Origin of the sequence: Pontibacter sp. SGAir0037 (assembly GCF_005491705.1) — a bacterium.
Taxonomy (GTDB): Bacteria; Bacteroidota; Bacteroidia; order Cytophagales; family Hymenobacteraceae; genus Pontibacter.
The window spans coordinates 3,628,221-3,652,541 of sequence record NZ_CP028092.1 but is presented as its reverse complement, the minus strand read 5'-3'; the positions used below and the strand labels follow the sequence as shown (position 1 = coordinate 3,652,541).

Below are 24,321 nucleotides of genomic sequence, written 5' to 3'. Positions count from 1 at the left end.
TAGCAATAGATTATATATGATAAGCTACTGTAGTTAAGAAAGCAGAACAACCATGGCATTACAAGCAATTTTTGAGCAAACGCAGAAAGCCAGCAGACAGTTAACTGCTTTAAGTGAAGAAGCTGTTTCTGCTATTTTGTTGGATGTGGCAGAGGCTGCAGAAGAGCAAATTCCTACTCTGCTGGAAGAGAACAGGAAAGACCTGGAGCGCATGCGCCCCGATGATCCGAAGTACGACCGACTGAAGCTCACAGAACAACGCATTAAGGCTATTGCAGGAGATATACGAAATGTAGCTGCGCTGGCTTCTCCCCTAAGGGAGGTACTGGTGCAAAGGGAGATGCCGAATGGATTACAGCTATCAAAAGTGCGGGTGCCGATGGGGGTAGTTGGTGTTATTTACGAGGCAAGGCCAAACGTGACATTCGATGTCTTCTCTCTTTGTTTTAAAACAGGTAACGCCTGCATTTTGAAAGGCGGCAGCGATGCTTCTTTTTCGAACCAGGCCATTGTTTCGGTCATACACCAGGTATTAGCCAGGCATGGTATAAATACCGCTGTAGCCACCTTGCTGCCACCTGACAGAACTGCGACAGAGGCTTTACTACAGGCTGTTGGTTATGTAGATGTTTTGATACCTAGGGGAAGCCAGCAATTGATCAACTATGTAAGGCAGCAGGCAAAAGTGCCTGTTATTGAAACAGGAGCAGGCATTGTACATACGTACGTAGATGAAACCGCTGACCTGGATAAAGCCAAAGCGATAGTGCATAATGCGAAAACACGCCGCGTAAGTGTGTGTAATGCCTTGGATTGCCTGCTATTACACCAGGAAAGAATACAAGACCTGCCTGTGTTGGCCGCCCCTCTGGCCGAAGCCGGTGTAGAAATCTATGCCGATGAATTTGCCTATGCAGTACTGGAAGGAAAGTATCCGCAGGAGCTCTTAAAGCAGGCAACCGAAGCGCATTTTGGTACTGAATTTCTTTCTATGAGAATGGCCGTAAAAATTGTAAGTGACCTGGAGGCAGCCATAAATCACATTGCCACTTACAGCTCGAAACACAGCGAAGCCATCGTGTCAGAAAGCGAAGAGCACATCAGTATATTCCTGAATAAGGTGGATGCAGCTGCTGTGTATGCCAACGCTTCCACAGCCTTTACCGATGGAGCTCAGTTTGGATTGGGAGCAGAGATAGGGATTAGCACCCAAAAGCTGCATGCCCGAGGCCCTATGGGGCTGGAAGAGCTAACCAGCTACAAATGGTTGGTAAAAGGCAACGGACAAGTAAGGCCTGCTTAAACAAAAAAACGCCTGCAGAAACTGCAGGCGCTTTCCTATATATAATTAAGTTGTCTTGACAATTTTGGGTGAGACGTTTGAGCTTTATAAACGGATATTTCTCTTTCTACTGTCTCATAAATAATTCTAATTAAAGACACAGGACATAGGATGTAAGACATATGACTTTCAAAAGTATAGAATAATATCATGCTTCTGTTCCGACCTTTAGATGCAGTTTCTGCATTAGGGGGAAGTCTTATCTGCTGTGTCTTAATACTTGTGTCTCAAAAATCTTAGCTCAAAAATGCGTTCAGCATCCAGAGTGTTTTTTCGTTCTCGTTGATATCTTCGCTGATAAGGCCAACCGTACCTTCGTCGCCGGTCTCAGAAGCCAGTGTTAATATCTCACGCTCCAGCCCCAGCAATGTGCGAAGACCTTCGGCTGTGGCAGCTACTGCCTCTTTGCCATCGCTAACATTTGCTGTTTCTCTGACACTAGATACACGTGTATAGTCAGAGAAAGTATGTAGCGGCTGCTGCCCAATTGTCAGAATACGTTCGGCAATGGCATCAATCTTAGTTAATGCATTATTATAAAGCTCTTCGAACTTGGCGTGCAACTGAAAGAAATAAATACCTTTTATATTCCAATGAAAGCCACGCAGGTTCTGATAATATATATGATAATTGGCCAGAAGCTCATTTAACTTTGCAGCCACTTGCCGGCTATCCTCTTTCTCTAATCCAATCTTAGTTAGTTTTTCCATAGTTGTTTTTTTGTTTCGATGTCGTTATCTGTATATACAAATGTCATGCTAAAAGGGGTATCATTCAAATTGATTTTGCTTATGACTTTATAGTTATAATCTATAACTTTGAAGAATGAGGCGGATTCAATCATTTTGTTGCTTTCAGTTTATTAAAAAATATATATTCTTAATTATTGCTATATGACACTTGTGCAGCTTGAGTACTTATTGGCAGTGGACACGCACCGACATTTTGCCACAGCGGCAGATCATTGCTTCGTAACGCAGCCAACATTAAGCATGCAGCTTCAGAAATTAGAAGAAGAACTTGGCGTGCAACTATTCGACAGAAGCAGAGTGCCTGTGCGCCCTACCGAAATTGGGAAAGAGGTTATTGCCCAGGCTCGTATTGTGGTGGCAGAGTCTAAAAAGCTACAGGAGATTGTGCAGAATCAGAAGCAGGATCTGGCAGGGGAACTTCGTATAGGCGTTATTCCTACCTTAGCCCCTTACCTGATACCTCTTTTTATAACAGGTTTCATTCAGAAGTACCCGCAGGTGCGGGTTGTGGTGCAGGAGATGCTTACCAACCAGATTGTAGAAAAGCTGAACCATGAACTGCTGGATGTAGGGCTGCTGGTAACACCTTTGGAGGATAAAAGTATTAAAGAGCTCCCGATGTTCTACGAAAGTTTTGTGGCTTATGTACACCCGGAGCATCCGCTGGCAAACAGGAATACAATCTCTCCCCAGGATTTGAGCCTGGATGAGATGTGGGTGCTGAACGAAGGCCATTGTTTCAGGAGCCAGGTGCTCAATATCTGCAACCGGGGCGTTAATTCTATCGCTGCCTCTGGCGGGCATTTCGACTATAAGAGCGGTTCGTTGGAAACACTTAAAAGGATTGTGGAAACACAACATGGGTACACGCTGCTGCCTGAGCTATCGGTACTGGATATGCCGGAAGACAAGCGCCAGTTGGTGCGGATATTTGAAGAGCCGCAGCCACTACGGGAGGTTAGCCTGGTGGTGCACCGCAGCTTCCTTAAAAAGAAGCTGATCGAGGCACTGCATAAAGAAATTGTGGCTGCCCTGCCCAAGCAAGTGAGGGAACGGGAGAAAGAAGCGGTTGTGGAGATAAAATAGAAAGCAACTGAAAATAACAGGATGAAAATCTTGAGTTGCGTCTCCTGTAAACAAGTTTCTGCCCATAAAACAGCGGCGGGCTACCTGATCCAGGTAGCCCGCCGCTGTTTATTATAAATGTGAGCCCTGCTTACGCAGAAATACCAGCTTCCTGTAAAGCCTTTACCATCGCGTCGCCGATTTCAGCCGGAGACTCTACTACGTTAATGCCACACTCACGCATGATTTTCATTTTAGCAGCAGCTGTATCGTCAGCACCACCCACAATAGCACCAGCATGGCCCATACGACGACCAGCAGGAGCAGTTTGTCCGGCTATAAAACCTACTACTGGTTTCTTGTTGCCAGTTTCCTGGATGTATTTAGAAGCCATTGCTTCGTAGTTACCACCAATCTCACCGATCATTACTATTGCATCTGTTTCAGGGTCTTCCATCAACAGTTCTACTGCATTCTTAGTAGGAGTTCCGATAATCGGGTCACCACCGATACCTATTGCAGTAGAAATGCCTAAGCCAGCTTTTACAATTTGGTCGGCAGCTTCATAAGTAAGCGTACCAGATTTAGAAACGATGCCAATGCGGCCTGGTTTGAAAACGAAGCCTGGCATGATACCAACTTTCGCTTCACCTGGCGTAATGACACCCGGGCAGTTAGGACCAATCAGCGTTACAGCTTTATTTTTAAGGTAGTTCTTCGCCTGTACCATGTCTTTTACAGGAATACCTTCTGTAATAGCCACTATCACTTTTATGCCGGCATCAGCAGCTTCCATAATGGCATCGGCAGCGAAAGCTGGTGGAACGAAGATGATAGTTACATCAGCGCCAGTCTCTTTAACAGCATCAGCAACTGTGTTAAAAACAGGACGGTCTAAGTGAGTAGAACCTCCTTTACCCGGAGTTACGCCACCTACTACGTTTGTGCCGTACTCAATCATTTGCTGTGCGTGGAAAGAACCTTCAGTACCAGTGAAGCCCTGCACGATCACTTTAGAATCTTTATTTACTAAAACACTCATGTGTATCTTATTTAGTTGATGTATAGACGGTCTAACTATAAGGTTGTGCAAAAATAGGCTTTTTTGTGGGGCATGCAAAAAAATACTTGCATCTTATGTAGCCTCTCATTAGGAACTACACTCAATTATAAATGGTTGTTTAAATTGATAATTACACCGCTCTTGCGTAAAAGCTGATAAGCGAGTAGCCAGTCATTAATAACAATTTAAATTTTATACCTTTGCACGCGACCACAACAAGCATTCAGATGAAGTATCTTAACAGTATAACCGAAGCAATCGGTAACACGCCTTTAGTTAAATTAAACAAAGTGACAGAAGGCGTTAAAGCTACGGTATTGGCTAAAGTAGAATACTTTAACCCTGGAAACTCGGTTAAAGATCGTATGGCTATCAGAATGATTGAAGATGCTGAGAAAGCGGGCATACTTAAACCGGGAGGCACCATTATAGAAGGGACATCCGGTAATACTGGTATGGGGCTTGCCCTGGCAGCAATTGCCAAAGGCTACAGGTGTATTTTTACGATGTCGGATAAGCAGAGCCAGGAGAAGATAAATATACTGAAATCGGTAGGGGCCGAGGTCATGGTTTGCCCTACCAATGTAGCGCCGACACACCCTGATTCTTACTATTCTGTGGCAAAACGCCTGAACGAAGAAATCCCTAATTCATTTTACCCGAACCAATACGACAACTTGTCAAACACGGCAGCCCACTACGAAAGTACCGGTCCTGAGATATGGGAGCAGACAGCAGGTCAGATAACTCATTTTGTGACAGGTGTAGGAACAGGCGGAACGGTATCGGGTATTTCCAAATACCTGAAGGAGCAGAACCCAGGCCTGATTACTGTTGGTATTGATACCTATGGCTCTGTCTTTAAGAAGTATAAAGAAACAGGCATTTTCGATGAGAAAGAAATTTATCCGTATGCCACAGAAGGTATAGGTGAAGATATCCTGCCGAAGAACGTAGACTTCGACCTGATAGACCAGTTCATTAAAGTAACTGATAAAGATGGCGCTTTAATGACCAGGAGGCTGGCGAAAGAAGAAGGTTTGTTCGTGGGCTGGTCTGCCGGGACAGCTGTGTACGGAGCGTTGGAATACGCCAAAGAACATCTTACGGAGAAGGATGTGCTGGTAGTGCTGTTACCTGACCATGGCACCCGTTATCTGGCCAAAATCTATAACGACGACTGGATGCGATCGCAGGGATATATAGACTAAGCTTAAAACGAGCCTGGTATTTAAAGAAGCCTAAACTCAGTTTGGGCTTCTTTTTTGTTTATTAATAATTACTTTTTTTATTTTCTTAAGATTTGCACTTATAGTTAAAAAAAGGTTTTTCTTGTATATTGAAGATGATTATTGCACTTTTCGTGTAGCTGCCAGACTACCAGTTTTAAATTAAGTATACCATTATTGCCTAAGATTATCTAGTTTTGCAATTAGCCGCTAAGAAATAGGTGTACATGTGAAGGTATACACGACACAAAGTAGCAGTGCGTTTAGCAACGGAATACATCATATGCAGGGATCTTGCAATCTGTTTTTCAAGTTACTGCAATGTGAAGTTTAAATTAAACTAAGGTTAAACTTCATCAGTCTTTTTCCGTGTAAACATCAGGAAGAATTTGAGCTAAATTATCAGAATGAAAAAACTAACGGGTGTATTACTCATTGATGATGATGATACTACTAATTTTCTAAACCAGCGCCTGCTCGACAGGATGCAGGTGACAGATAATATACGCACTTTCGTGAATGGTAAGCAGGCTTTCGATTACTTATACAATGTAAGTAATAATAATTACGAGCGTACCAGTAAAGAATATTTTCAGCCGGAACTAATATTTCTGGATATCAATATGCCTGTAATGGACGGGTTTGAAATGCTTGATTTGTATGAAAGGTTAGGCAAGGAATTCCGCAGCAGGATTATTATGACAGTGCTTACCACTTCTACGCACCCGCAGGATACAGAGAGTGCCAAAAAGTATGTAGCCGAGTATATAACAAAGCCGCTTACGGTTGAGAAAGTAAGTGCGCTGCTGGATAAATACTTTAAAGATAAACCAGAAGAAGCATAATCGAACAGAGGGAGGCTATCAGAAGAGAGCAGGTAGTGAGGCAGAAGCTTTACGCCTGCTCTCTTTCATTTATACAGCATGCCTGGTGCGCTTGAACGGCAATCAGAAAGAGAAACCGAAGTTAGCTTTTATAATCAGGTTCAGGATAACACCTATACCTGCCAGAAACAAACCTATCCCGATCAGTTTTTCGATATTCTGAATGGGAGGTCTGTTCTTCTTAAAAAGGTTACCTGCCAGTGCCCCTAAAGCAAAGCCAGCAATCAAAGGCAGGCTACGATTCCAGTGCACATTGCCGAGCAGGTAGTGGCTCAACAGTCCCGTACAACTGGTAATAACCAATATAAAAAGAGAAGTTGAAGTGGCAATCTGGTAAGGGATTCGGAAGAGCTTGATCATGATAGGAGTTTGAATGAACCCGCCTCCAATGCCAAACAGCCCGGCCATAACGCCCGATCCAAATCCGAAAATAGTTACCAACCCGGCATTAAGACGGTAAGCCATCTGCTTGGCTTTGTTTTTCCTGATAAAGGAAGTGGGAGCACGCCGCATCCGGTACATAATGCCTGTATGGCGCACCCTTACTTTCTGGCTTCTGGAAGAAAACATATAGATGCCTACTGCAAGCACAAAGAGCGCAAAAGCTAATTGTAGTTCCGATACCGGCAGGGAGGCAACCAGGAAAGCACCTACTATGGTCCCAGCCACAGCCGGAAGCTGGATAAGCGTACCCACTAGATAATCGATGCTTTTGTCGCGGAAATTAAACAAAGATGCCACTATAGCTCCCGGTACCATAGCCGACATAGTAGTGCCAATGGCCGTTTCAATGTTAAACCGGAAAAAGATAATCAGAATAGGTACCATAAATACGCCCCCTCCAAACCCGATGATCGTACCGAAAGCGCTTACTATTATACCTACCAGAAATATCAGGATTCCTTCCAAAAGATTATTAATGAGTTAATGTGCTAATGAGTTAATGTGCTAATGTGGAGATAGGAAGATGTAAAAATTGAAATATTGATGATTAGAAAATTGGGACCATCTTTTTTATATATTCTTTATCATTCCTAATGGCTTCAAAAAGGTATAGTGTTTTCTTAAAGTCTAAAGAAGTAGCTACCACTTGAACGTTATCTTCTCGTTCATAAATTTCTAGATTTCCACATTAGCAAATTAACACATTAACTAATTAGCACATTAATATACTGGTACGAACTCAAACGTATCACCGTTAAACAAGCCTTTATCGCTTAGCTTGAGAGATGGAATCACCAGAAGAGCCATGAATGAGAGTGTCATGAATGGCGAAACCAGTTTGCTGCCCATTTCCTTACTCATTTTATCAATGGCAGAATAAGCTTCTGCAACTTTATAGCCATCTGCAGCCGACATAATGCCTGCTACGGGTAAGGGCAGCAGTTGTTCCTGTTCTCCGTCAATAGCCGATACACCTCCTTTGGCTTCAATAATCAGGTTTACTGCCCTGGCGATACTTTCATCATCTACACCAACAGCAATAATATTATGGGAGTCGTGCCCTACGGAGGAGGCAATAGCTCCACGCTGTAGCCCTGTATTCTTTATAAAAGCAACGGCAGGGGCTGTGTTCTGGTAGCGGTTAACTACCGTTATCTTTAATACGTCCTGCAACGTGTCCGACACAATATTGCCGCTCTCTACCTTTGGCGCTGCCCAGGCTTCTTTGGTAATCAGTTGCCCGTCAAATGCTTCTATTACCCTTATCCTGTTTGCTTCTTCTGCTAAAACCTGAAACTGTGCAGGCTGTTTAGGCGCTGTGTGAAAGTTGTTAATTTCTTCGCTATGGCCGAATGCAATTCTGGTAGCGCCATTTGCAGCTACTAACTCGCCGTTAATGTAAGTAGCCTGTACATTAAAGTTATCCAGATTATCAGCCAGGATAAAATCAGCAGCATCATTTTCACGCAGTAAGCCCACTTCCAGTTTGTAGTGCTGCACAGGGTTAACGCATGCCGCCTGCAACACCTGGAACAGGTTATGGCCTTTGCTTAAGGCACGCTTTACCAGCAAATTAATATGCCCCTCCACCAGGTTATCGGGGTGTTTATCGTCGGAACAGAACATCATTTCATTCGGGTACAAAGGAAGTAAGCCGATGAGTGCTTCAAAGTTTTTAGCGGCACTTCCCTCGCGTATCAAAATTTTCATGCCTGCTGCCAGCTTGTCCAGTGCCTCGTCTGCTGTAAAGCATTCGTGGTCGGTGGTGATGCCAGCGGAGGCATACTGGGCAGCCTGCTCGCCGCGTAAACCTGGTGCATGCCCGTCTACAGCTTTGTTATACCGCCTGGCCAGTTCTATTTTCTCCATTACAGAAGGATCGCGGTTGAGTGCTCCGGGCCAGTTCATCATCTCGGCCAGGTACTTTATTTCGTCGCGCTTAAAAAGCTGCTCTATATCGGCTGCGGTAATTTCAGCACCTGCAGTCTCGAAAGGTGTGGCCGGCACACAGGAAGGGGCGCCGAAGTAAAACTTAAAAGGCACTTCTTTGCCGTTCTCTACCATATACTCAACGCCTTTCAGGCCAAGCACATTCCCGATTTCGTGCGGGTCGGAAACGGTAGCCACCGTACCGTGTACCACAGCCAGCCTGGCAAATTCTCTTGGCACCAGCATAGAGCTTTCTACATGCACGTGGGCATCTACAAAGCCCGGTAAAATATAATGAGTAGCATCGGTAGCCTCACGAACTATTTTTTTTATCCTTCCGTTTGAAACTTGAACCGTACCTTCAAAGATTTCCTGGTTGTGGATATCGATGATGCGGCCACTAACGGCAAAGTCTGTCTGCATACTTTATGGTGGTTTGTTATGATAAATCGCCCGGATGTGGAGCTCTTACCCGTAAATTAATTTATATTTGCATCAAATTTAGTCGTTTTGAGAAAGATAATTTCATATTTGGTATTGGCAAGTTTTTTATCGGCTGGCTCTTTAGCCGGTTGTACCGCTAAAACACCTCAGCAAAAAAAGACGGCAGCTTACATGAAGAAGAGCAAACGCGGCAAAACTCCTTGCCCTTGCGATTCTAATTAATTTCCTATTTACTTATTATGAAGAAGATCGTGATCGCTATCGACGGCTACTCCTCATGCGGTAAAAGTACTACTGCAAAGCTGGTGGCTGCAGAACTTGGATATGCATATATAGACACAGGAGCCATGTACAGAGCGGTTACCCTGTATTTTCTTCAGCAACATGTTTCATTAACCAATCCGAAAGAGGTTCGGGATGCACTCGATAATATCGACATCACCTTTCATTATAACCCTAAATCAAAAAGAAACGAAGTGTTCTTAAACGGGTTAAATGTAGAGGACGAAATCCGGAAGATGTATATCTCGAACCAGGTAAGCGAGGTGAGCGTTGTAAAGGAGGTGCGCCGCGCTATGGTGGCACAGCAACAGAAAATGGGCAAGAAGCGCGGTGTTGTTATGGATGGGCGCGATATAGGCACCGCTGTTTTTCCGGATGCGGAAGTAAAGATCTTTATGAGTGCCGATGTAGAAACGCGTGCCATGCGCCGTCAGCAGGAGCTGTTGGATAAAAAACAACTGGTGAATTTAAATGAGATCAGGGAGAACCTGCAAAAACGCGACCTGATCGACTCTACCAGAGAGGAAAGCCCGCTGCGCCAGGCCGAAGATGCACATCTGCTCGATACATCTCACATGACCATTGATGAGCAGGTGGAGTTTGTTTTAAATACAGTGGCATCCACTATTATAAATACAGAGCAATCTGTTGAAGAAAGAGGTTAACGAAAAATATGAACGTAACCATAGACAAAAACTCAGGCTATTGTTTTGGCGTTGAGTTTGCTATTCAGATGGCAGAGGATGAAATGGAAACCTGTGAGGAGCTTTACTGCCTGGGCGATATAGTACACAACAGCATGGAGGTAAAGCGGCTTTATGAGAAAGGCCTTCGGATCATAGATCGTGAGCAACTTAAAAACCTGCGCGATTGCAAAGTGCTAATCAGAGCACACGGAGAACCGCCTGAAACCTATAAAACTGCTCTAGAGAATAATATTGAACTGATAGATGCCTCTTGTCCGGTAGTGCTGAAGCTGCAGAACCGTGTAAAGCATGCCTACGATTCTAATAAAAAAGACAACGGACAAATCGTGATTTACGGCCAGGTTGGGCATGCCGAGGTTATTGGTTTGGTTGGGCAGACAGGCGATGAGGCCATTATCGTTACAACAGAGGAAGATCTGGATAAGATAGACTTCTCCCGGCCAGTTACCTTGTTTAGCCAGACCACCAAGAGCACCAAAGGATTTTACCATATCAAATCGCTGATAGAAGAGCGTTTGAAAGAGGCGAATCAGGGAGGGGTGGTGCCGGAATTTGACGCTAATGACAGTATTTGCCGCCAGGTATCGAACAGGGAGCCTCAACTGGCCAAGTTTTCGGTAGAGCACGATGTAATTATATTTGTAAGCGGCAAGAAAAGCTCTAATGGCAAAGCTTTGTTCAGTGTTTGCAAGCAACACAACCCGAACAGCTTTTTTGTAGAAAATGAAGAAGAGCTGGAGGAAGAGTGGTTTGCGCAGGCCGCTTCAGTGGGTATATGCGGTGCTACTTCTACGCCTATGTGGCTTATGCAGCAAGTAGCTGCCAGAATTAATGCTTTAGATGCTGCTGTGGCATGATATATGTGCTAACATAATATAAATGATTTTACTAATTTAGGCCCTGCAATTGCAGGGCCTTTTTCTTAACCTCCAACATGAAGCGCTTATTCAGCTATTTTATCAATGGTCTGCTTATTATAGCTCCTATTACCATTACAATTTGGATTGTGGTAGCCATTATAGATTGGCTGGATACCATGTTCGACCTGGGCGTGCCCGGCTTGGGTATTCTGCTCATGGTTATAATGCTTACCATTGTCGGGTTCTTAAGCTCTTCTTTCCTGGTAAAGCCTTTTCTGGTGCTTACCGAGAGGGTGTTTCATAAAGTACCGCTCATTGGCATTGTCTACTCCAGCATAAAAGACCTGTTTGATGCCTTTGTAGGAGATAATCAAAAGTTTAACCGCCCTGTGATGGTAAAGATGAGCGAAGAGACCGATAACTACAAACTCGGCTTCCTGACACAGGATCAGCTAACCAGCATTCATTTAGAAGATAAGGTTGCAGTTTACTTCCCGCACTCGTATAATTTCTCTGGAGAACTCTTCCTGGTGCCAGCCAAAAATGTAGTTTACCTTGATCTGCCAAGCAGCGAGGTGATGAAGTTTGTTGTTTCTGGCGGCGTATCTAAACTTTAGTAGCCAAAGCTTCCTTTTTGACTATAAGGAGAGTAATGCAACTTAATAGTATGTATGCCGAATAATTCAAAGCCGAGCTGATTATTAAACATAGTTAAACCGCTTCAATGCCCTACGTACATCATCAGAAAAGTAAACTATACTACCAGGTGATAGGCCGGGGAAGCAAAATTCTGCTGGCCTTCCATGGGTATGGGCAGAGCAGCACGTACTATCGGCCCATGGAGCAGGCATTAGGGGAAGAATATACGATATACGCCTTCGATCTTTTCTTCCATGGCAACAGCCGGCTACACAAAGTGCATACTCCCCTAACCAAAGAGGTGCTGGAGGAAATTATAAGGCAGTTTTTAACCAGTGAGCATATAGCTAAGTTTTCAGTTATGGGCTTTAGCATGGGCGGTAAATTTGCCCTTACGCTGATAGAAAAATTTCCGGAACGGATGCAGGAGACTTTTCTGATAGCGCCGGACGGCATACAAACCAGCTTCTGGTACAATATTGCCACCTACCCAGGCTGGATGCAGCAACTGTTCAAGCGCACTGTAGTACAGCCAGAACCATTTTTTAAGCTACTTAGAGTGCTCCGGAAGTACAAGCTTGTGCAGAAAGGGTTGGTGCGTTTCGCCAGAAACCAGATGGACAGCACACCTAAAAGACTGCGCGTGTACCGCAGCTGGGTAGGGCTAAGAGAGCTCAGCTTTGATATACGACATATTGTATACCTTTTAAACACGTATAATATTCCGGTTGCCATGTTTCTGGGAGAATACGACCAGGTAATAGCCGCTAAAAGAGTAGGCGTGTTTATGAAGTCTCTTAAAAATGGTAAGCTGTATACACTTAAAACAGGTCACTCGCATCTGCTGCAGGAGGTGGCTCATATGCTGCACCAGCAAAAGCAGGCTATGCCTTAAACGACAAGCGGCCGCCTTGCAAGGCAGCCGCTTGTCATCTATATTTTACTGTGGCCTTAGTCTATCAAGTCCTGTTCCCGCATTGTGGTAACAGTTAATTCCGCAAATTTTCTGGAAAAACGCTCCAGGTTGCCGGGGTTGTACGATCTGGATTGGGCCGACCATAAAAGCCTGTCGTTTTCGGCATCGTACAGGTTAGATTCCAGAAAGTACACTTTGTCTTCTCTATAGTAGCCCGGATCATAGAAGGTTGGAGCCCAGTTAGCGTAATAGCCCCTGAAGCTGCCATACCAGCCAAATCGCATAGGGGCATACCCCTGGTTGCCCGGAACATAGCGCGTTTCAGTTTCTTCATCTACTAGTGCGGCGGTTAAAATAGCATCGTAGCCATCTCCCTGTATTTTCTGAAGCAGGCCATCAGCATTTGAGCCGCTATCACGCATCAGAGCAGGCGGGAAAATGTCGATACTCTTTGTGGCGGATATACCTCGTTCCGCCAGCTGTGCCTGTAAGTCATTCTCAACAGTTTGCCTTGCCCGCACATTATCTGTAAGGGCAGCCACAATTACTTTCCCGTAGTGTTTCTGAGTAGCTTCCGGGCTTTTCCAGGAGCCTGTTAATTGTGTCGATGGGGAGCAACTCATTATGCCAATCAGCATAACAATGAAGCTTAGCGTAAGTTTATTTATAGGTATGCTTGTCATCCGTTTAAGTTTAAGTTGATACTATAGAAATTAACGGAGTATTCCGGATTTAGATACTAAATCCACAGGAAGCGGCGCCTGACAGATCTGAACAGCACAAGCTGCTGATAAAGAACAACCTTTTAACAGTAAGAGAGTATTCAGAAGTTGCTGATTGCCTGTAACCTTCACAATCTCATTATGTTCAGAAAGGATAAAAGTTAAACCACCACAAATAACTTCTCTTATGGCTTACGACAAAATTATTTCGCTGTTAGGATCTGATGCGGACAGCCTGTTGCAGCATGAAAGTAAAACCTTTTCCAAAGATGTACTGCATATACCAGGGCCTGATTTTGTAGACCGGATCTTTGTTAATTCCAACCGTAATCCGCAGGTATTGCGAAACCTGCAGCAGTTATACAGCCATGGCAGGTTAGGTGGCACAGGCTACATTTCTATTCTGCCTGTAGACCAAGGCATAGAGCATACAGCCGGTGCATCGTTTGCCTCTAATCCTATCTACTTCGATCCCGAAAACATTCTGAAACTGGCCATAGAAGGTGGTTGTAATGCCGTTGCCACTACTTTTGGTGGTTTGGCAATGCTGTCCAGAAAATATGCGCATAAAATTTCATTTATTGTAAAGATCAACCACAATGAGCTTCTGACATATCCGACCAAGTATGATCAGATTATGTTTGGCTCGGTAGATGATGCCTGGAATTTAGGTGCGACGGCCGTGGGAGCCACTATTTATTTTGGATCTGAAGAATCTACCCGGCAGATAATGGAAGTATCGGCAGCTTTTGAAAGAGCGCATGAGCTGGGGCTTGCTACCATTCTGTGGTGCTACACCCGCAATAGTGCCTTTAAAAAGGATGGGAAAGATTATCATACAGCTGCAGATATAACAGGGCAGGCCAATCATATTGGCGTTACCATACAGGCAGACATCATCAAGCAAAAGCTACCTGAGAGCAATGGTGGATTTACCGCAATCAACTTTTCCAAATCAGACGAGAGAATGTATACAGCGCTTAGCACAGATCATCCTATAGATTTATGCCGTTACCAGGTGGCGAACTGCTATATGGGGCGTGCCGGCCTTATCAATTCCGGTGGAGCATCACAGGGTGAAACAGACCTGGAGGAGGCAGTGCGCACCGCTGTTATAAATAAACGTGCCGGTGGTATGGGGCTGATATTAGGCCGACGGGCATTTCAGCGGGATTTTAAAGCAGGAATAGAACTTCTGAACATGGTGCAGGATGTTTATCTGTCAAAAGAAATAACATTGGCATAAGCTATAGTTAAACTCGTTAAAATTAAATAATTTTACAGCCCGCTTTGCAGGTAGCCTCTGTAGAAGCCGGAAATTTATTTCCTTTGCAGGAGATGCTGAAACAGAAAAACAGCAGGTTTTAAACTGTTGCTACAAATAATTGTTGATTGCCAGTGATTTACAGATCAGGGCTTTGCTTTAAAGAAAGGCTATTAGTAAAGGCCGGATACTGCAATTGATTTAATTTGCTTCGGCGCCAGGTTTTATTGAACAGCATATATCTAAAAAGTGCAAAAGCACTATATCTTATAACTTATGATGCCTTGGTTTAAAAGAGTAGAAAAAGGGATACACACACCGACAGAAGAGAAGAAAGAAACACCCGATGGTTTGTGGTACAAGTGCCCTAATTGTAAAGCTGTTACCAGCATGGCAGAGCACCGCAAGAACTTAGCAACTTGCGTACAATGCAACCACCACGACCGTATTGGTTCTGCAGAGTATTTCAGCATTCTGTTCGACGATAACCAGTTTGTAGAGCTGGATGAGAACATGACATCTTCTGACCCACTGGAGTTTGTGGATTCCAAGCCCTATCCGCAACGTGTTGTTGCAACACAAAAAGCAACAGGTTTAAAAGACGCTGTGCGCACAGCTTACGGAAAGATTAACGGGCAGGATCTTGTTATCGCCTGTATGGATTTTGCCTACATAGGCGGATCGATGGGATCTGTGGTAGGTGAGAAAATTGCCCGTGCCATAGACCATGCCCGCCAGAACAGAAAGCCTTTCATGATGATTTCCAAATCAGGGGGAGCACGCATGATGGAAGCTGGTTTCTCGCTGATGCAAATGGCTAAAACCTCTGCCAAGCTTGCCTTGCTTGCAGAAGAGAAACTGCCTTATATCTCCCTGCTGACCGATCCGACGACAGGAGGTGTAACGGCTTCTTATGCTATGCTGGGTGATTTTAACATTGCAGAGCCTGGTGCCCTTATCGGTTTTGCAGGCCCCAGAGTTATCAAAGAAACTATAGGTAAAGACCTTCCTAAAGGATTTCAGAGTGCAGAATTTGTACTGGAGCACGGTTTCCTCGACTTTATAGTTGATCGTAAAGAGCTGAAGCAAAAACTGAGTGATCTTTTGCTGATGATTATGCCTGAAGCAAAAGAAGCCCCTCGTTCTGTTGAAGCAAATGAAGAGAAGACGGCAAAAGCTTCTTAAATAAAGCTTAATTAAAGCAAAAGGGGCCTGTTGTTTTCAGCAGGCCCTTTTTGCTTTAGCGTATTCTGCAGCCACTCTATCAATCTAAAGTATAGCTTTTACTTACCAGCTTCACCAACTACAAAAAAATACTCTTCAGAATCAACAGAATAAGATGTTTTGCTGCCTGAAAGGCGAGCTTTGAGCATACTGAGCACAACTGTTTACTAAATTTGGCATCAGTATTGTAATAGGACACAATAGAAAGGCAAACAAAACAGTTTGCTACTATAATAAAACTGGAAAACTAAAATCAACTTTATGAAACTCGTTAGACTTTCTTTCACCCTTTTATTGGCAGTAGTTATGTTAGCAACTTCTTGCCAGTCTTTACGCCCGGCTGCCGGAAACGGTACTGACACATCAACTGCCGGCAATGGCGGTTCCGGCATGAACAAAACTACTAAAGGTGGTGTGATTGGTGCAGGTGGCGGTGCTGTATTAGGCGGTATTATTGGTAACAGAATGGGTAACACAGCTGCTGGCGCTATTATTGGTGCCGCTGTAGGTGGTGCAACGGGTGCTGTTATCGGGCGCAGAATGGATAAACAGGCCGAGGAGCTTGAAAAGAGCATGGAGAATGCTACAGTAGAGCGTGTTGGTGAGGGCATCCGCGTTAATTTCGATTCAGGTATTCTGTTCGCTGTTAACTCTGCCGATCTGAGCGCAAATGCAAAAAAAGACATTGAGAAGTTAGCACGTACCTTAAAAGAGTATCAGGGTACGAACGTAATCATAGAAGGACATACCGATAATACTGGTAGCTACGATCTGAACCAACGCCTTTCAGAGCGCCGTGCAGAGTCTGTGGCAGCTTTTGCCCGTAGCTTAGGTGTGGAGTCAAGCCGCTTGCAGTCTAAAGGTTATAGCTACGACCAGCCAATTGCAGATAACACAACTGCCGAAGGTCGTCAGAAAAACCGTCGGGTAGAAATTATCATTGTAGCTAATGAGCAACTGAAACAAGCCGCTGAACGTGGTGAGCTGAAATAATTTAAATCAGCGTATATTATTGTATGAAAAGAGAGCCTGCCAGTTATCTGGCGGGCTTTTTTATTGTACAGCTCATTATACTTATTAAAGAATGGATAAGAATAAAAAATGGTTTAAAAACCCGCTCAGAGGCGTGTCCGTTAAAGTATGATGTATTACTAATATAATGTTTATCCTATACTTTTAAGGCAATATTGCCAAACGCCGAGCGAATAAAAAATTAATTGATATGTGTGAAAACTAATTTTAAGCTAAGTAGTATTACTCACATAATCTGAAGCTCATCGATAATTAAATTAACTATGAAGAATATGAAAAACCTGAAAATGTATTTTGTGATGCTTGCCACTATAGGCATGCTTTTCTCATCTTGTAACGCAATTCGTAATTCGAACAAAACAACCAGAGGTGGCGCTATTGGTGCCGGTGCCGGTGGTGTGATAGGTGGTGTGATTGGTAACAGAGTAGGTAACACAGCCGCTGGTGCCATAATCGGTGCCGCAGTGGGTGGTAGTGCTGGTGCTATTATCGGGCGCCACATGGACAAGCAGGCAGAGGAGCTTGAGCGTGATCTGGAGAGTGCTGAAGTAGAGCGCGTAGGCGAGGGTATTAAAGTTACCTTCGACTCTGGTATCCTTTTCCAGACAAACTCTTCTCAGCTTCAGCCAAATGCACAGGCTGAAATCAGAAAGCTGGCTGAAACATTAAAGAAATACCCTGACACTAATATCCTGATTGAAGGACATACTGATAACACAGGTGGCCGTGACCTGAACCAGCGTTTGTCAGAGCAACGAGCTGAATCTGTGGCTAGTTATGCTGCTGCTCAAGGTGTTGCCCGTAGCCGTATGCAAACTAAAGGATATGCGTTCGACCAGCCTGTGGCTGATAACAGCACAGCAGAAGGTCGCCAGCAAAACCGCCGTGTAGAGGTTGCCATCTTTGCAAATGAGAAAATGAAAGAAGCTGCAGAGCGTGGCGAACTGAAATAAGATCTGAGTTATACACTCTTTAATAAATCAAATCCAGCTGTACAAATAGTGCAGCTGGATTTTTTATTGAGCTGTGAGAATAACTTTGATATTATCTGTTGTGTTTCCTGTGCCTGCGTAGTGCTAAAGCAACTGCCATGGTAATTGTGGCGCCCATCAAAGCAAGAGCCATGTCTTTCTGCGCATCCCAAACATCCCCTTGTGCGCCTAAATAAGTCATTCCCTGTTCGGCATTCTGGAATACCAAATCAGCCACTACCCATTCAACTATTTCATACAGTGCGCTAAGCGATAGTATAATTTCTATTGGCATCAGGTAGCTCAGAAACTTCCTGACTTTAAATTCAAATGCCAGCAGCTCGTGCAAGGGGTAAGCCAGCAGCAAACCAAAGCCAAAGTGCACCAGGCGGTCGTAGTGGTTTCGTGAAAAATCATAGCTTTCCTGCAGCCAGTTGCCAAAAGGATTCTCGGCATACTGATACTGGCTGCCATAAACATGGAGAAGCAGGAAAAGGAACAATAAAGTATAGCTGGTATCGGAGAAGCGAAAGATATTATAAAAGGCCACCAGAAAAATAACCATAGAAAGTGTTAGTGTATTTTCCAGTAACCAGTTGGTCATGTCTGGCGTGGTAAGGCCGGTATACACCCAGAAGCTAGCAAAAACAGCTGCATATACAAGGTGTAAGGGTTTATGAAGAAAAGGCGTTTTACTGTTTGATTCTGTTTGCACTGTAAGTGTCATAAAGCATCGTAAGCAAAGTTTATCATAAGCATAAACCTTAAACTATTACACATGTTTAAGGTTATAAGATGCATTTGAATCTGAACTTTTGCTGCCGCGCTAAGCCAGCAACTCTTTCTGGTAAAACACCAGCCTGATAGGATTATCAAGTGGATTTAAGGAGGGGTCGCAGTGGTAGCCAAACATTTCGCAGTTAATCAGGTAAGGGAACAGCTTCTTGTAATACGTATGGCCTGTATTTTCCGGATTAAAGGTAATATCATGAAAAACGCAGGTATACATAGGCGGGAGCTTATCCAGCTTTTCAAATAAAGCCTCCGGTTTACCTAAGTCGCCGGAGTAGGCGATGCGGGAATCCTCTTCTTCGAAAATATAGGCGTAAGACTGAAAACCTTCTGAGTGTAAGCCAAAGGTATCGATGCAATTAATACCTTCTACCTGCTCTAACGGAAGAAACTCTACATATTTATCTGTATCCTTCACCTGTATATCCAAGAATTGCCGGATTTGCATCTTGAACTGTTCAGAAGGATATATGATAACGGGCTTTTCACTTTTTTCGATGATGTTTTTATAGAGCAGCAGGTTTGCCAGGCTTCCGCAGTGGTCGTTATGCAAATGTGTGAGCAAAATATAGTCTACTCTGTGGATAAGGCTTTTTTCTATGAGTGTGGCAAAAACAGAAAAGCCACAATCAATCAAAATATTTTTCCCTCTGAACTCTAAAAGTGCAGCAGAGTTTCGGTATTCTGCATCAAAGGCACCCCCTGTACCCAAAAACTTAATTTGCATAGTTCTACTTTTAATCCGGTAAAATGTATGTATAGCTTGCCAAAGCGATTATAAACCATTGCAGAAGCTGCCTGTCCTGTTTTTATAATTTTACATGGCTCCTACTACAATAGCGTTAGTTCGGGGGAATGGTTTTGTTTTAGCCGAAAATTTGCTGCTGCTGCTCCTCTTATATACTAACCGAATACACAATGTATGCTTGCTGCTGTATAGGCGTATTTTATCAGGTTCATTAACGCAATAAATCTGTACTCGTAAAGAAACAGGTATAATATGGTTTACTATGAATACCCAGGGATTATCTGCCAGCGAGAAAACAGAAGAGACACATGCGTTGCTGAATAATGCATATAAAAGATTAAGCCTTCAAAAGAGCCGACGCACACCTTTGCATGAGCTTATTTCAACCATGCTTTCGCACCGTACAAACCATGCTGACGAAGAAAAGGCATACTATACCATGTTGGAGCGTTTCGGCGATTGGGAAGGTGTTATGGCGGCTTCTGTAGAGGAGCTGGCAGATGCTATCTCTACAACACGTTATCCTGGTCAGAAAGCCCCGCAGATACAGCAAACACTTAAAATAATAAAAGAAGAACGGGGCGAGATTAATATTGATTTCCTGGAGGAGCTTCCGGTGGAAGAGGCGATGGTTTGGCTTACACGCCTGCCTGGTGTAGGCTTGAAAACGGCAACACTTGTGCTGCTCTTTAACTTCAGAAAGCCGGTTTTGCCTGTAGATACGCATGTTTTCCGGGTGAGCCAGCGGGTAGGGCTCATAGGAGCAAAGGTTACCGCAGATAAAGCACATAAAATTCTGTTGGACATGCTGCCCCATGATGCCGTAGAGTTGTTTAACTTTCACAAGCATTTATTCTGGCATGGGCAACGGATCTGCACCTGGTACACTCCGAAATGTGAGCAATGTGTGCTGAACAGCATTTGTAATTACTATGAGGCAGTCAGGCAGAAAGGGATAGACAAAGCAGCCTGAAAATCAGGTATACTGTAGCCTTACCTCACCTTCCTGTACGTGCAGTATAGCTTCTCTGCCGCAAACCAAGGCCATATTATGAGGCTCGTGGCCTACCGGAAAGTTAAAGCACACCGGGAAATGATATTTGCCGGCATGTTCGGCAATAATTTCATAAGCATCTTTGCCAAAAGGAATAGCATTATCGCGCATGTCGCTCATGTGGCCGACTATCAGACCGGCTAATCCGGCTAGTTTACCTGCTCTGTCCAGGTGTACCAGCATCCTGTCGATGTGGTAAAGGTACTCATCCAGGTCTTCTATGAATAATATCTTTCCCTGGGTACTTATGTCGGAGCGTGTGGCTGCAAGTGTATGAAGCATGGATAAGTTGCCTCCTACTATTTTGCCCTTTGCCTTACCTGTGCGGTTAAAAGCATGAGGTGGCGCGGTATAAGCAATTGCCTCACCGAAGAGCAGCTGGCGCAAACTCTCTTTTGCCGCCTCAGACCCCTCTCTGGAAAAAAGGACTGGCATAATGGCATGAATGGATTCTATGCCTAAATTATGCACATGGCTATGTAAGGTGGTTACATCGCTGAAGCCTACAATCCACTTCGGATTGCTTACAAAAGAGCTGAAGTCGACTTGATCTATAATGCGGCTGGTGCCATAGCCGCCTCTTGCACAAACAATACCTTTGATAGCGGGATTGTCCAGCATTTGCTGCAGGTCTTCTAGCCGCAGCGCATCGTCTCCGGCAAATTGGTTGTAGCTGGCTCCAATGGTTTTCCCCAGCACCACCTCTAAACCCCACTGTTCAAACGTCTGAACGGCAGCTTCTAGTTCTGGAAGTGCTATCTTTCGGGCTGTTGAAATAATGGCAATTTTGTCTCCCTGCCGGAGTGGTTTTAGCATAAGATATCTGGAATAGTAGCAAGCGAAGTTAAGCCTTTTTGAACGACAATTTGCTAGCCTGCTTTTTTTTAGACAAATTCGGAACCTTAAATATAGCAGGGAGCTACAATTGAGCTTAAGTGCTGCTCAGGTTTCCGCTGTTATCGAATTAATTTTTATGAGCCAAATACAAAAGAAAAGATCTGCTATCGACAAGTTTTTATCGGTAGTTGAGCGAATCGGAAATGCCCTGCCACACCCGGCTACTTTGTTTGCTGGTTTTGCCTTACTTGTTATTATTTTATCCTGGGTAGCCAGTCAGTTCGATATGGCTGTTACACACCCGGGTACAGGAGAGGTTGTAACACCTGTTAACCTTTTATCAACAGAGGGTCTGCACATGATCCTGACCCGGATGGTTACTAATTTCACAGCCTTTGCTCCGCTGGGTACAGTGCTGGTATCTTTATTAGGTATAGGTATAGCCGAGGGCACAGGGCTGATTGGTGCGGTGCTGCGCCTGGTGGTGCTGTCGTCTCCGAAGCGCCTTCTCACCTTTGTAATTGTGTTTGCAGGTGTAATCTCCAATACTGCCAGTGAGGTAGGCTATGTGCTGCTGGTGCCTTTGGCTGCCGTTATCTTCCTGGCTGCGGGTCGTCATCCACTGGGTGGCCTGGCAGCTGCCTTTGCCGGTGTGTCGGGTGGCTATAGTGCCAATTTGCTGCTTGGTACAGTAGATCCGCTTTTAGCAGGTTTATCTACAGAAGCTGCCAGAATTATCGACCCGGAGTATACCGTAAACCCTGCTGCCAACTATTACTTTATGTTTGCCTCTACCTTTATTATTGCAGCCTTAGGTACCTGGGTAACAGAAAAGGTGGTGCTGCCCCGCTTAGGAGAGTATGAGGGCGATGAAAAGCCACAAAGTATTGATAGATTAAATGCGCAGGAAAAGCGTGGATTGCTTTACGCTACCATTGCCCTGCTGCTTATGGTGGCCTTTGTGTTGGGTGGTTTAATTCCTGAGAATGGCTATCTCCGCGATCCTGAAACAGGGGAAATATTGCATTCGCCTTTTATGTCGGGTATAGTTGCCTTCATTTTCCTGATTGCAGCCATTGCGGGTATCGCATACGGCATAGGAGCTAAAACTATTAAAAACGACAGTGATGTGATGCGGGGTATGTCCAAATCAATGGAAACCTTGGGTTCTTATATTGTGCTGGTATTCTTTGCGGCGCAATTTGTGGCTTATTTCAACTGGACAAACCTGGGGCTGATATTAGCCATTAATGGTGCAGATGTGCTTAAAACAATGGGGTTGAGCGATATCCCGCTTATGATCATGTTTATACTGGTGGCAGCTGTCATTAACCTGGTAATGGGTAGTGCCTCGGCCAAATGGGCAATTATGGCGCCTGTTTTTATCCCTATGTTCATGCTGCTGGGGTATACACCAGAGTTTACGCAGGTAGCTTACCGTATAGGCGATAGCGTGACCAACATTATTTCCCCTATGATGTCTTATTTCGCACTGATTGTGGCCTTTATACAACGGTACGATAAAAAAGCAGGTATCGGAACGGTTATTTCTACCATGCTGCCATACACAGTGGCCTTCTTTATTGGCTGGACCATTCTGCTGATCATCTGGATATTGCTGGAGTTGCCTATAGGCCCGGGAGCTCAAATGTACATGCCTTAGTGCGGAGCTGATTATGAATGGAGCGTATTGCGAATTAGATCGAGGAAGTTCTGATACTATTTAACCTGACATAAAAGGAAGAGGCGCTTTGCATATGTGTCTTGCAAAGCGCCTCTTCCTTTTTAGCTAGCTAAAATTACTTTATAAACTTATAGCCTAAGCTCAGGATAAACTGTTCGTTTAACACAGAAGGATCAGTACTTAAAGAGGAGGTGAAGTTGCGCTTAATGCGCTCGTAGCGCAGGTCGAGTGTCAGGCTCGAAATATCTATACCTACACCAGCCTGTAAACCAAAATCAGTTTTGCTTTTGTAGCTTTCAAGGCTTCTGTCGGTGCCTTCATACTCATTCAGCATGATAGAGGCAACCGGGCCAGCCTGCACTCTAAAGAAATTCAGTAAGTTAACACCAACTGTAACCGGAACATCTAATCTGGAAAATTTAAACTCTTCTTCTGAGTTGGTAGGAGTGGCAGTTGTCTGATCCATAAAGGTAATTTTACCTCCTGAAGACGCAAACAGTGCTTCGGGCTGAATAAAGATGCTGGCTACCTGAATCCGGGCGAAGAGGCCACCGTGGTAACCGGTAATGTTTTGTGGATCCCTGTATTGAGACGTGTTGTCAGTTCCATCAATGGAAACTTTAGAAGAACTTACACCTCCCTTGATACCAAGTGAGAACTGTGCTTGAGCTGACATATGTAGTGTAATGACAGCCAGGATTGTTAAAAGAAAAGATTTCATAAATGGATAAATTTAATTCAACAGTTTTATTTTGCTAAGTTTTTAAGTCTGATAACGTACCAGGTTATATTTTCATACGCCACAATAAAAATATAGGGTTTCACCTGTGCATCAGGTTGCTTCAGAAACCCGATGCCTGGTAACCTAAAATGGGATTAGTTGCCGAAAATTAACTAAAAGGAATTTAAAAATAATCAAACCACCGTTAAATATATACTTATCTTAATATTTATATAAGGTGGTGTATCGGGTGCAATAAGCTCATGTATGTAACTAGCTGTGGTGCCGCGGCTAAGGCCATACAATGGCACTTGCTTCTATCTCTACTAACTGCTCCGGATGAATGAGTGCCTTAACCTCTATTAATGTGGAAGCTGGTTTAATAGCGTGAAAGAACTCGCCATGTGCACGACCAACAGCTTCCCACTGGCTGATATCGGTTACGTAGATACGGGTTCTGATTACCTGTTGTAGGGTGGCACCAGCCTCCTGCAAGGCTTTTTCTATTTTTTTCAGAATATACTTTGTCTGTTCGTAAGCATCACCCTTTCCAATAACAATGTCCCCTTCGGTTGCTGTGGTGCCTGCTACTTCTATAAATGGCCCTGCTTTTACAGCCCGGCTATAGCCGATAAGGTCTTCCCATACGGCACCCGAAGAGATGTTTAATCTGTTGTTTTCCATAGTCTTTGTTAAAGTTCAGTGGCAAGTATAGG

The 24,321-nt window shown here is 44.2% G+C and carries 23 protein-coding genes and 1 pseudogene; 14 read left to right on the top strand and 10 right to left on the bottom strand.

Annotated elements, in window-relative coordinates; translation table 11 throughout:
• The first annotated feature begins 52 nt into the window (after positions 1–52).
• The gene (locus tag C1N53_RS14965) at positions 53–1,303 is read left to right on the top strand and encodes a glutamate-5-semialdehyde dehydrogenase (protein ID WP_137760077.1); all 1,251 of its coding nucleotides are present in this window, start codon (positions 53–55) and stop codon (positions 1,301–1,303) included.
• A 275-nt stretch (positions 1,304–1,578) separates the two neighbouring features.
• Here the strand turns inward: C1N53_RS14965 and C1N53_RS14960 are convergent, their stop codons facing one another.
• Positions 1,579–2,052: a Dps family protein gene (locus C1N53_RS14960; protein WP_137760076.1), complete on the bottom strand. Its 474-nt coding sequence runs from the start codon at positions 2,050–2,052 to the stop codon at positions 1,579–1,581.
• 183 nt (positions 2,053–2,235) lie between these two features.
• Between C1N53_RS14960 and C1N53_RS14955 the strand changes: the two genes are divergently transcribed.
• Positions 2,236–3,180, top strand: a complete 945-nt coding sequence (locus C1N53_RS14955; protein WP_137760075.1) for a hydrogen peroxide-inducible genes activator — start codon at positions 2,236–2,238, stop codon at positions 3,178–3,180.
• A gap of 130 nt (positions 3,181–3,310) precedes the next feature.
• On the opposite strand, the gene sucD is transcribed toward C1N53_RS14955, so the two are convergent.
• Positions 3,311–4,201, bottom strand: coding sequence for a succinate--CoA ligase subunit alpha (gene sucD, locus C1N53_RS14950; protein WP_137760074.1), 891 nt, complete (start codon positions 4,199–4,201; stop codon positions 3,311–3,313).
• A gap of 248 nt (positions 4,202–4,449) precedes the next feature.
• Between sucD and C1N53_RS14945 the strand changes: the two are divergent.
• Positions 4,450–5,430: pseudogene (locus tag C1N53_RS14945) on the top strand (PLP-dependent cysteine synthase family protein); the annotation flags it as partial.
• Positions 5,431–5,858: 428 nt separating this feature from the next.
• Positions 5,859–6,296 carry a response regulator gene (locus C1N53_RS14940; RefSeq protein ID WP_137760072.1) on the top strand — a complete coding sequence of 146 codons (438 nt, stop codon included), beginning with the start codon at positions 5,859–5,861 and terminating at the stop codon, positions 6,294–6,296.
• 102 nt (positions 6,297–6,398) lie between these two features.
• On the opposite strand, the gene C1N53_RS14935 is transcribed toward C1N53_RS14940, so the two are convergent.
• Positions 6,399–7,244, bottom strand: coding sequence for a sulfite exporter TauE/SafE family protein (locus C1N53_RS14935; protein WP_137760071.1), 846 nt, complete (start codon positions 7,242–7,244; stop codon positions 6,399–6,401).
• Between the two features lie 255 nt (positions 7,245–7,499).
• Positions 7,500–9,131 (bottom strand): adenine deaminase, encoded by a 1,632-nt coding sequence (ade, locus tag C1N53_RS14930; protein WP_137760070.1) that lies wholly within the window; start codon positions 9,129–9,131, stop codon positions 7,500–7,502.
• 260 nt (positions 9,132–9,391) lie between these two features.
• Between ade and cmk the strand changes: the two genes are divergently transcribed.
• From cmk to C1N53_RS14910, 4 genes are all read left to right on the top strand, one after another.
• Positions 9,392–10,099, top strand: a complete 708-nt coding sequence (gene cmk / locus C1N53_RS14925; protein WP_137760069.1) for a (d)CMP kinase — start codon at positions 9,392–9,394, stop codon at positions 10,097–10,099.
• A gap of 8 nt (positions 10,100–10,107) precedes the next feature.
• The gene (locus C1N53_RS14920) at positions 10,108–10,998 is read left to right on the top strand and encodes a 4-hydroxy-3-methylbut-2-enyl diphosphate reductase (protein WP_137760068.1); all 891 of its coding nucleotides are present in this window, start codon (positions 10,108–10,110) and stop codon (positions 10,996–10,998) included.
• A 77-nt stretch (positions 10,999–11,075) separates the two neighbouring features.
• Complete coding sequence (locus C1N53_RS14915; protein WP_137760067.1) at positions 11,076–11,618, top strand: DUF502 domain-containing protein; 543 nt, start codon at positions 11,076–11,078, stop codon at positions 11,616–11,618.
• Between the two features lie 107 nt (positions 11,619–11,725).
• Positions 11,726–12,535, top strand: a complete 810-nt coding sequence (locus C1N53_RS14910; protein WP_137760066.1) for an alpha/beta fold hydrolase — start codon at positions 11,726–11,728, stop codon at positions 12,533–12,535.
• 56 nt (positions 12,536–12,591) lie between these two features.
• On the opposite strand, the gene C1N53_RS14905 is transcribed toward C1N53_RS14910, so the two are convergent.
• Positions 12,592–13,239 (bottom strand): DUF4136 domain-containing protein, encoded by a 648-nt coding sequence (locus C1N53_RS14905; protein ID WP_137760065.1) that lies wholly within the window; start codon positions 13,237–13,239, stop codon positions 12,592–12,594.
• Between the two features lie 226 nt (positions 13,240–13,465).
• Here C1N53_RS14905 and C1N53_RS14900 point away from each other — a divergent pair, with 226 nt between their 5' ends.
• From C1N53_RS14900 to C1N53_RS14885, 4 genes are all read left to right on the top strand, one after another.
• Complete coding sequence (locus tag C1N53_RS14900; RefSeq protein ID WP_137760064.1) at positions 13,466–14,524, top strand: class I fructose-bisphosphate aldolase; 1,059 nt, start codon at positions 13,466–13,468, stop codon at positions 14,522–14,524.
• Positions 14,525–14,821: 297 nt separating this feature from the next.
• On the top strand, positions 14,822–15,727 hold the full coding sequence (gene accD, locus C1N53_RS14895) for an acetyl-CoA carboxylase, carboxyltransferase subunit beta (protein WP_137761519.1): 906 nt from the start codon (positions 14,822–14,824) through the stop codon (positions 15,725–15,727).
• A gap of 345 nt (positions 15,728–16,072) precedes the next feature.
• The gene (locus C1N53_RS14890) at positions 16,073–16,759 is read left to right on the top strand and encodes an OmpA family protein (RefSeq protein WP_137760063.1); all 687 of its coding nucleotides are present in this window, start codon (positions 16,073–16,075) and stop codon (positions 16,757–16,759) included.
• 302 nt (positions 16,760–17,061) lie between these two features.
• Complete coding sequence (locus tag C1N53_RS14885; RefSeq protein WP_240773233.1) at positions 17,062–17,751, top strand: OmpA family protein; 690 nt, start codon at positions 17,062–17,064, stop codon at positions 17,749–17,751.
• Between the two features lie 91 nt (positions 17,752–17,842).
• Here C1N53_RS14885 and C1N53_RS14880 read toward each other — a convergent pair whose 3' ends face one another.
• Positions 17,843–18,496 carry a DUF2238 domain-containing protein gene (locus C1N53_RS14880; protein ID WP_137760062.1) on the bottom strand — a complete coding sequence of 218 codons (654 nt, stop codon included), beginning with the start codon at positions 18,494–18,496 and terminating at the stop codon, positions 17,843–17,845.
• 99 nt (positions 18,497–18,595) lie between these two features.
• On the bottom strand, positions 18,596–19,288 hold the full coding sequence (locus tag C1N53_RS14875) for an MBL fold metallo-hydrolase (protein ID WP_137760061.1): 693 nt from the start codon (positions 19,286–19,288) through the stop codon (positions 18,596–18,598).
• Positions 19,289–19,571: 283 nt separating this feature from the next.
• Between C1N53_RS14875 and nth the strand changes: the two genes are divergently transcribed.
• Positions 19,572–20,282 (top strand): endonuclease III, encoded by a 711-nt coding sequence (nth, locus tag C1N53_RS14870; RefSeq protein WP_137760060.1) that lies wholly within the window; start codon positions 19,572–19,574, stop codon positions 20,280–20,282.
• A 3-nt stretch (positions 20,283–20,285) separates the two neighbouring features.
• Here the strand turns inward: nth and C1N53_RS14865 are convergent, their stop codons facing one another.
• Complete coding sequence (locus C1N53_RS14865; protein ID WP_137760059.1) at positions 20,286–21,179, bottom strand: LD-carboxypeptidase; 894 nt, start codon at positions 21,177–21,179, stop codon at positions 20,286–20,288.
• Positions 21,180–21,336: 157 nt separating this feature from the next.
• Here C1N53_RS14865 and C1N53_RS14860 point away from each other — a divergent pair, with 157 nt between their 5' ends.
• Positions 21,337–22,863: an AbgT family transporter gene (locus C1N53_RS14860; protein ID WP_137760058.1), complete on the top strand. Its 1,527-nt coding sequence runs from the start codon at positions 21,337–21,339 to the stop codon at positions 22,861–22,863.
• Between the two features lie 136 nt (positions 22,864–22,999).
• Here C1N53_RS14860 and C1N53_RS14855 read toward each other — a convergent pair whose 3' ends face one another.
• Together C1N53_RS14855 and C1N53_RS14850 are read right to left on the bottom strand one after the other, a co-directional pair.
• Positions 23,000–23,605, bottom strand: a complete 606-nt coding sequence (locus tag C1N53_RS14855; RefSeq protein WP_137760057.1) for a porin family protein — start codon at positions 23,603–23,605, stop codon at positions 23,000–23,002.
• Positions 23,606–23,896: 291 nt separating this feature from the next.
• Positions 23,897–24,289 (bottom strand): RidA family protein, encoded by a 393-nt coding sequence (locus C1N53_RS14850; RefSeq protein ID WP_137760056.1) that lies wholly within the window; start codon positions 24,287–24,289, stop codon positions 23,897–23,899.
• Between the last annotated feature and the right edge of the window lie 32 nt (positions 24,290–24,321).

Excerpts from the sequence above, each read along its gene's own strand:
- C1N53_RS14965 (WP_137760077.1), top strand. The coding sequence starts at position 53 with ATGGCATTACAAGCAATTTTTGAGCAAACGCAGAAAGCCAGCAGACAG.
- C1N53_RS14960 (WP_137760076.1), bottom strand. The coding sequence starts at position 2,052 with ATGGAAAAACTAACTAAGATTGGATTAGAGAAAGAGGATAGCCGGCAA.
- C1N53_RS14955 (WP_137760075.1), top strand. The coding sequence starts at position 2,236 with ATGACACTTGTGCAGCTTGAGTACTTATTGGCAGTGGACACGCACCGA.
- sucD (WP_137760074.1), bottom strand. The coding sequence starts at position 4,201 with ATGAGTGTTTTAGTAAATAAAGATTCTAAAGTGATCGTGCAGGGCTTC.
- C1N53_RS14940 (WP_137760072.1), top strand. The coding sequence starts at position 5,859 with ATGAAAAAACTAACGGGTGTATTACTCATTGATGATGATGATACTACT.
- ade (WP_137760070.1), bottom strand. The coding sequence starts at position 9,131 with ATGCAGACAGACTTTGCCGTTAGTGGCCGCATCATCGATATCCACAAC.
- cmk (WP_137760069.1), top strand. The coding sequence starts at position 9,392 with ATGAAGAAGATCGTGATCGCTATCGACGGCTACTCCTCATGCGGTAAA.
- C1N53_RS14920 (WP_137760068.1), top strand. The coding sequence starts at position 10,108 with ATGAACGTAACCATAGACAAAAACTCAGGCTATTGTTTTGGCGTTGAG.
- C1N53_RS14915 (WP_137760067.1), top strand. The coding sequence starts at position 11,076 with ATGAAGCGCTTATTCAGCTATTTTATCAATGGTCTGCTTATTATAGCT.
- C1N53_RS14910 (WP_137760066.1), top strand. The coding sequence starts at position 11,726 with ATGCCCTACGTACATCATCAGAAAAGTAAACTATACTACCAGGTGATA.
- C1N53_RS14905 (WP_137760065.1), bottom strand. The coding sequence starts at position 13,239 with ATGACAAGCATACCTATAAATAAACTTACGCTAAGCTTCATTGTTATG.
- C1N53_RS14900 (WP_137760064.1), top strand. The coding sequence starts at position 13,466 with ATGGCTTACGACAAAATTATTTCGCTGTTAGGATCTGATGCGGACAGC.
- accD (WP_137761519.1), top strand. The coding sequence starts at position 14,822 with ATGCCTTGGTTTAAAAGAGTAGAAAAAGGGATACACACACCGACAGAA.
- C1N53_RS14890 (WP_137760063.1), top strand. The coding sequence starts at position 16,073 with ATGTTAGCAACTTCTTGCCAGTCTTTACGCCCGGCTGCCGGAAACGGT.
- C1N53_RS14885 (WP_240773233.1), top strand. The coding sequence starts at position 17,062 with ATGAAGAATATGAAAAACCTGAAAATGTATTTTGTGATGCTTGCCACT.
- C1N53_RS14880 (WP_137760062.1), bottom strand. The coding sequence starts at position 18,496 with ATGACACTTACAGTGCAAACAGAATCAAACAGTAAAACGCCTTTTCTT.
- C1N53_RS14875 (WP_137760061.1), bottom strand. The coding sequence starts at position 19,288 with ATGCAAATTAAGTTTTTGGGTACAGGGGGTGCCTTTGATGCAGAATAC.
- nth (WP_137760060.1), top strand. The coding sequence starts at position 19,572 with ATGAATACCCAGGGATTATCTGCCAGCGAGAAAACAGAAGAGACACAT.
- C1N53_RS14865 (WP_137760059.1), bottom strand. The coding sequence starts at position 21,179 with ATGCTAAAACCACTCCGGCAGGGAGACAAAATTGCCATTATTTCAACA.
- C1N53_RS14860 (WP_137760058.1), top strand. The coding sequence starts at position 21,337 with ATGAGCCAAATACAAAAGAAAAGATCTGCTATCGACAAGTTTTTATCG.
- C1N53_RS14855 (WP_137760057.1), bottom strand. The coding sequence starts at position 23,605 with ATGAAATCTTTTCTTTTAACAATCCTGGCTGTCATTACACTACATATG.
- C1N53_RS14850 (WP_137760056.1), bottom strand. The coding sequence starts at position 24,289 with ATGGAAAACAACAGATTAAACATCTCTTCGGGTGCCGTATGGGAAGAC.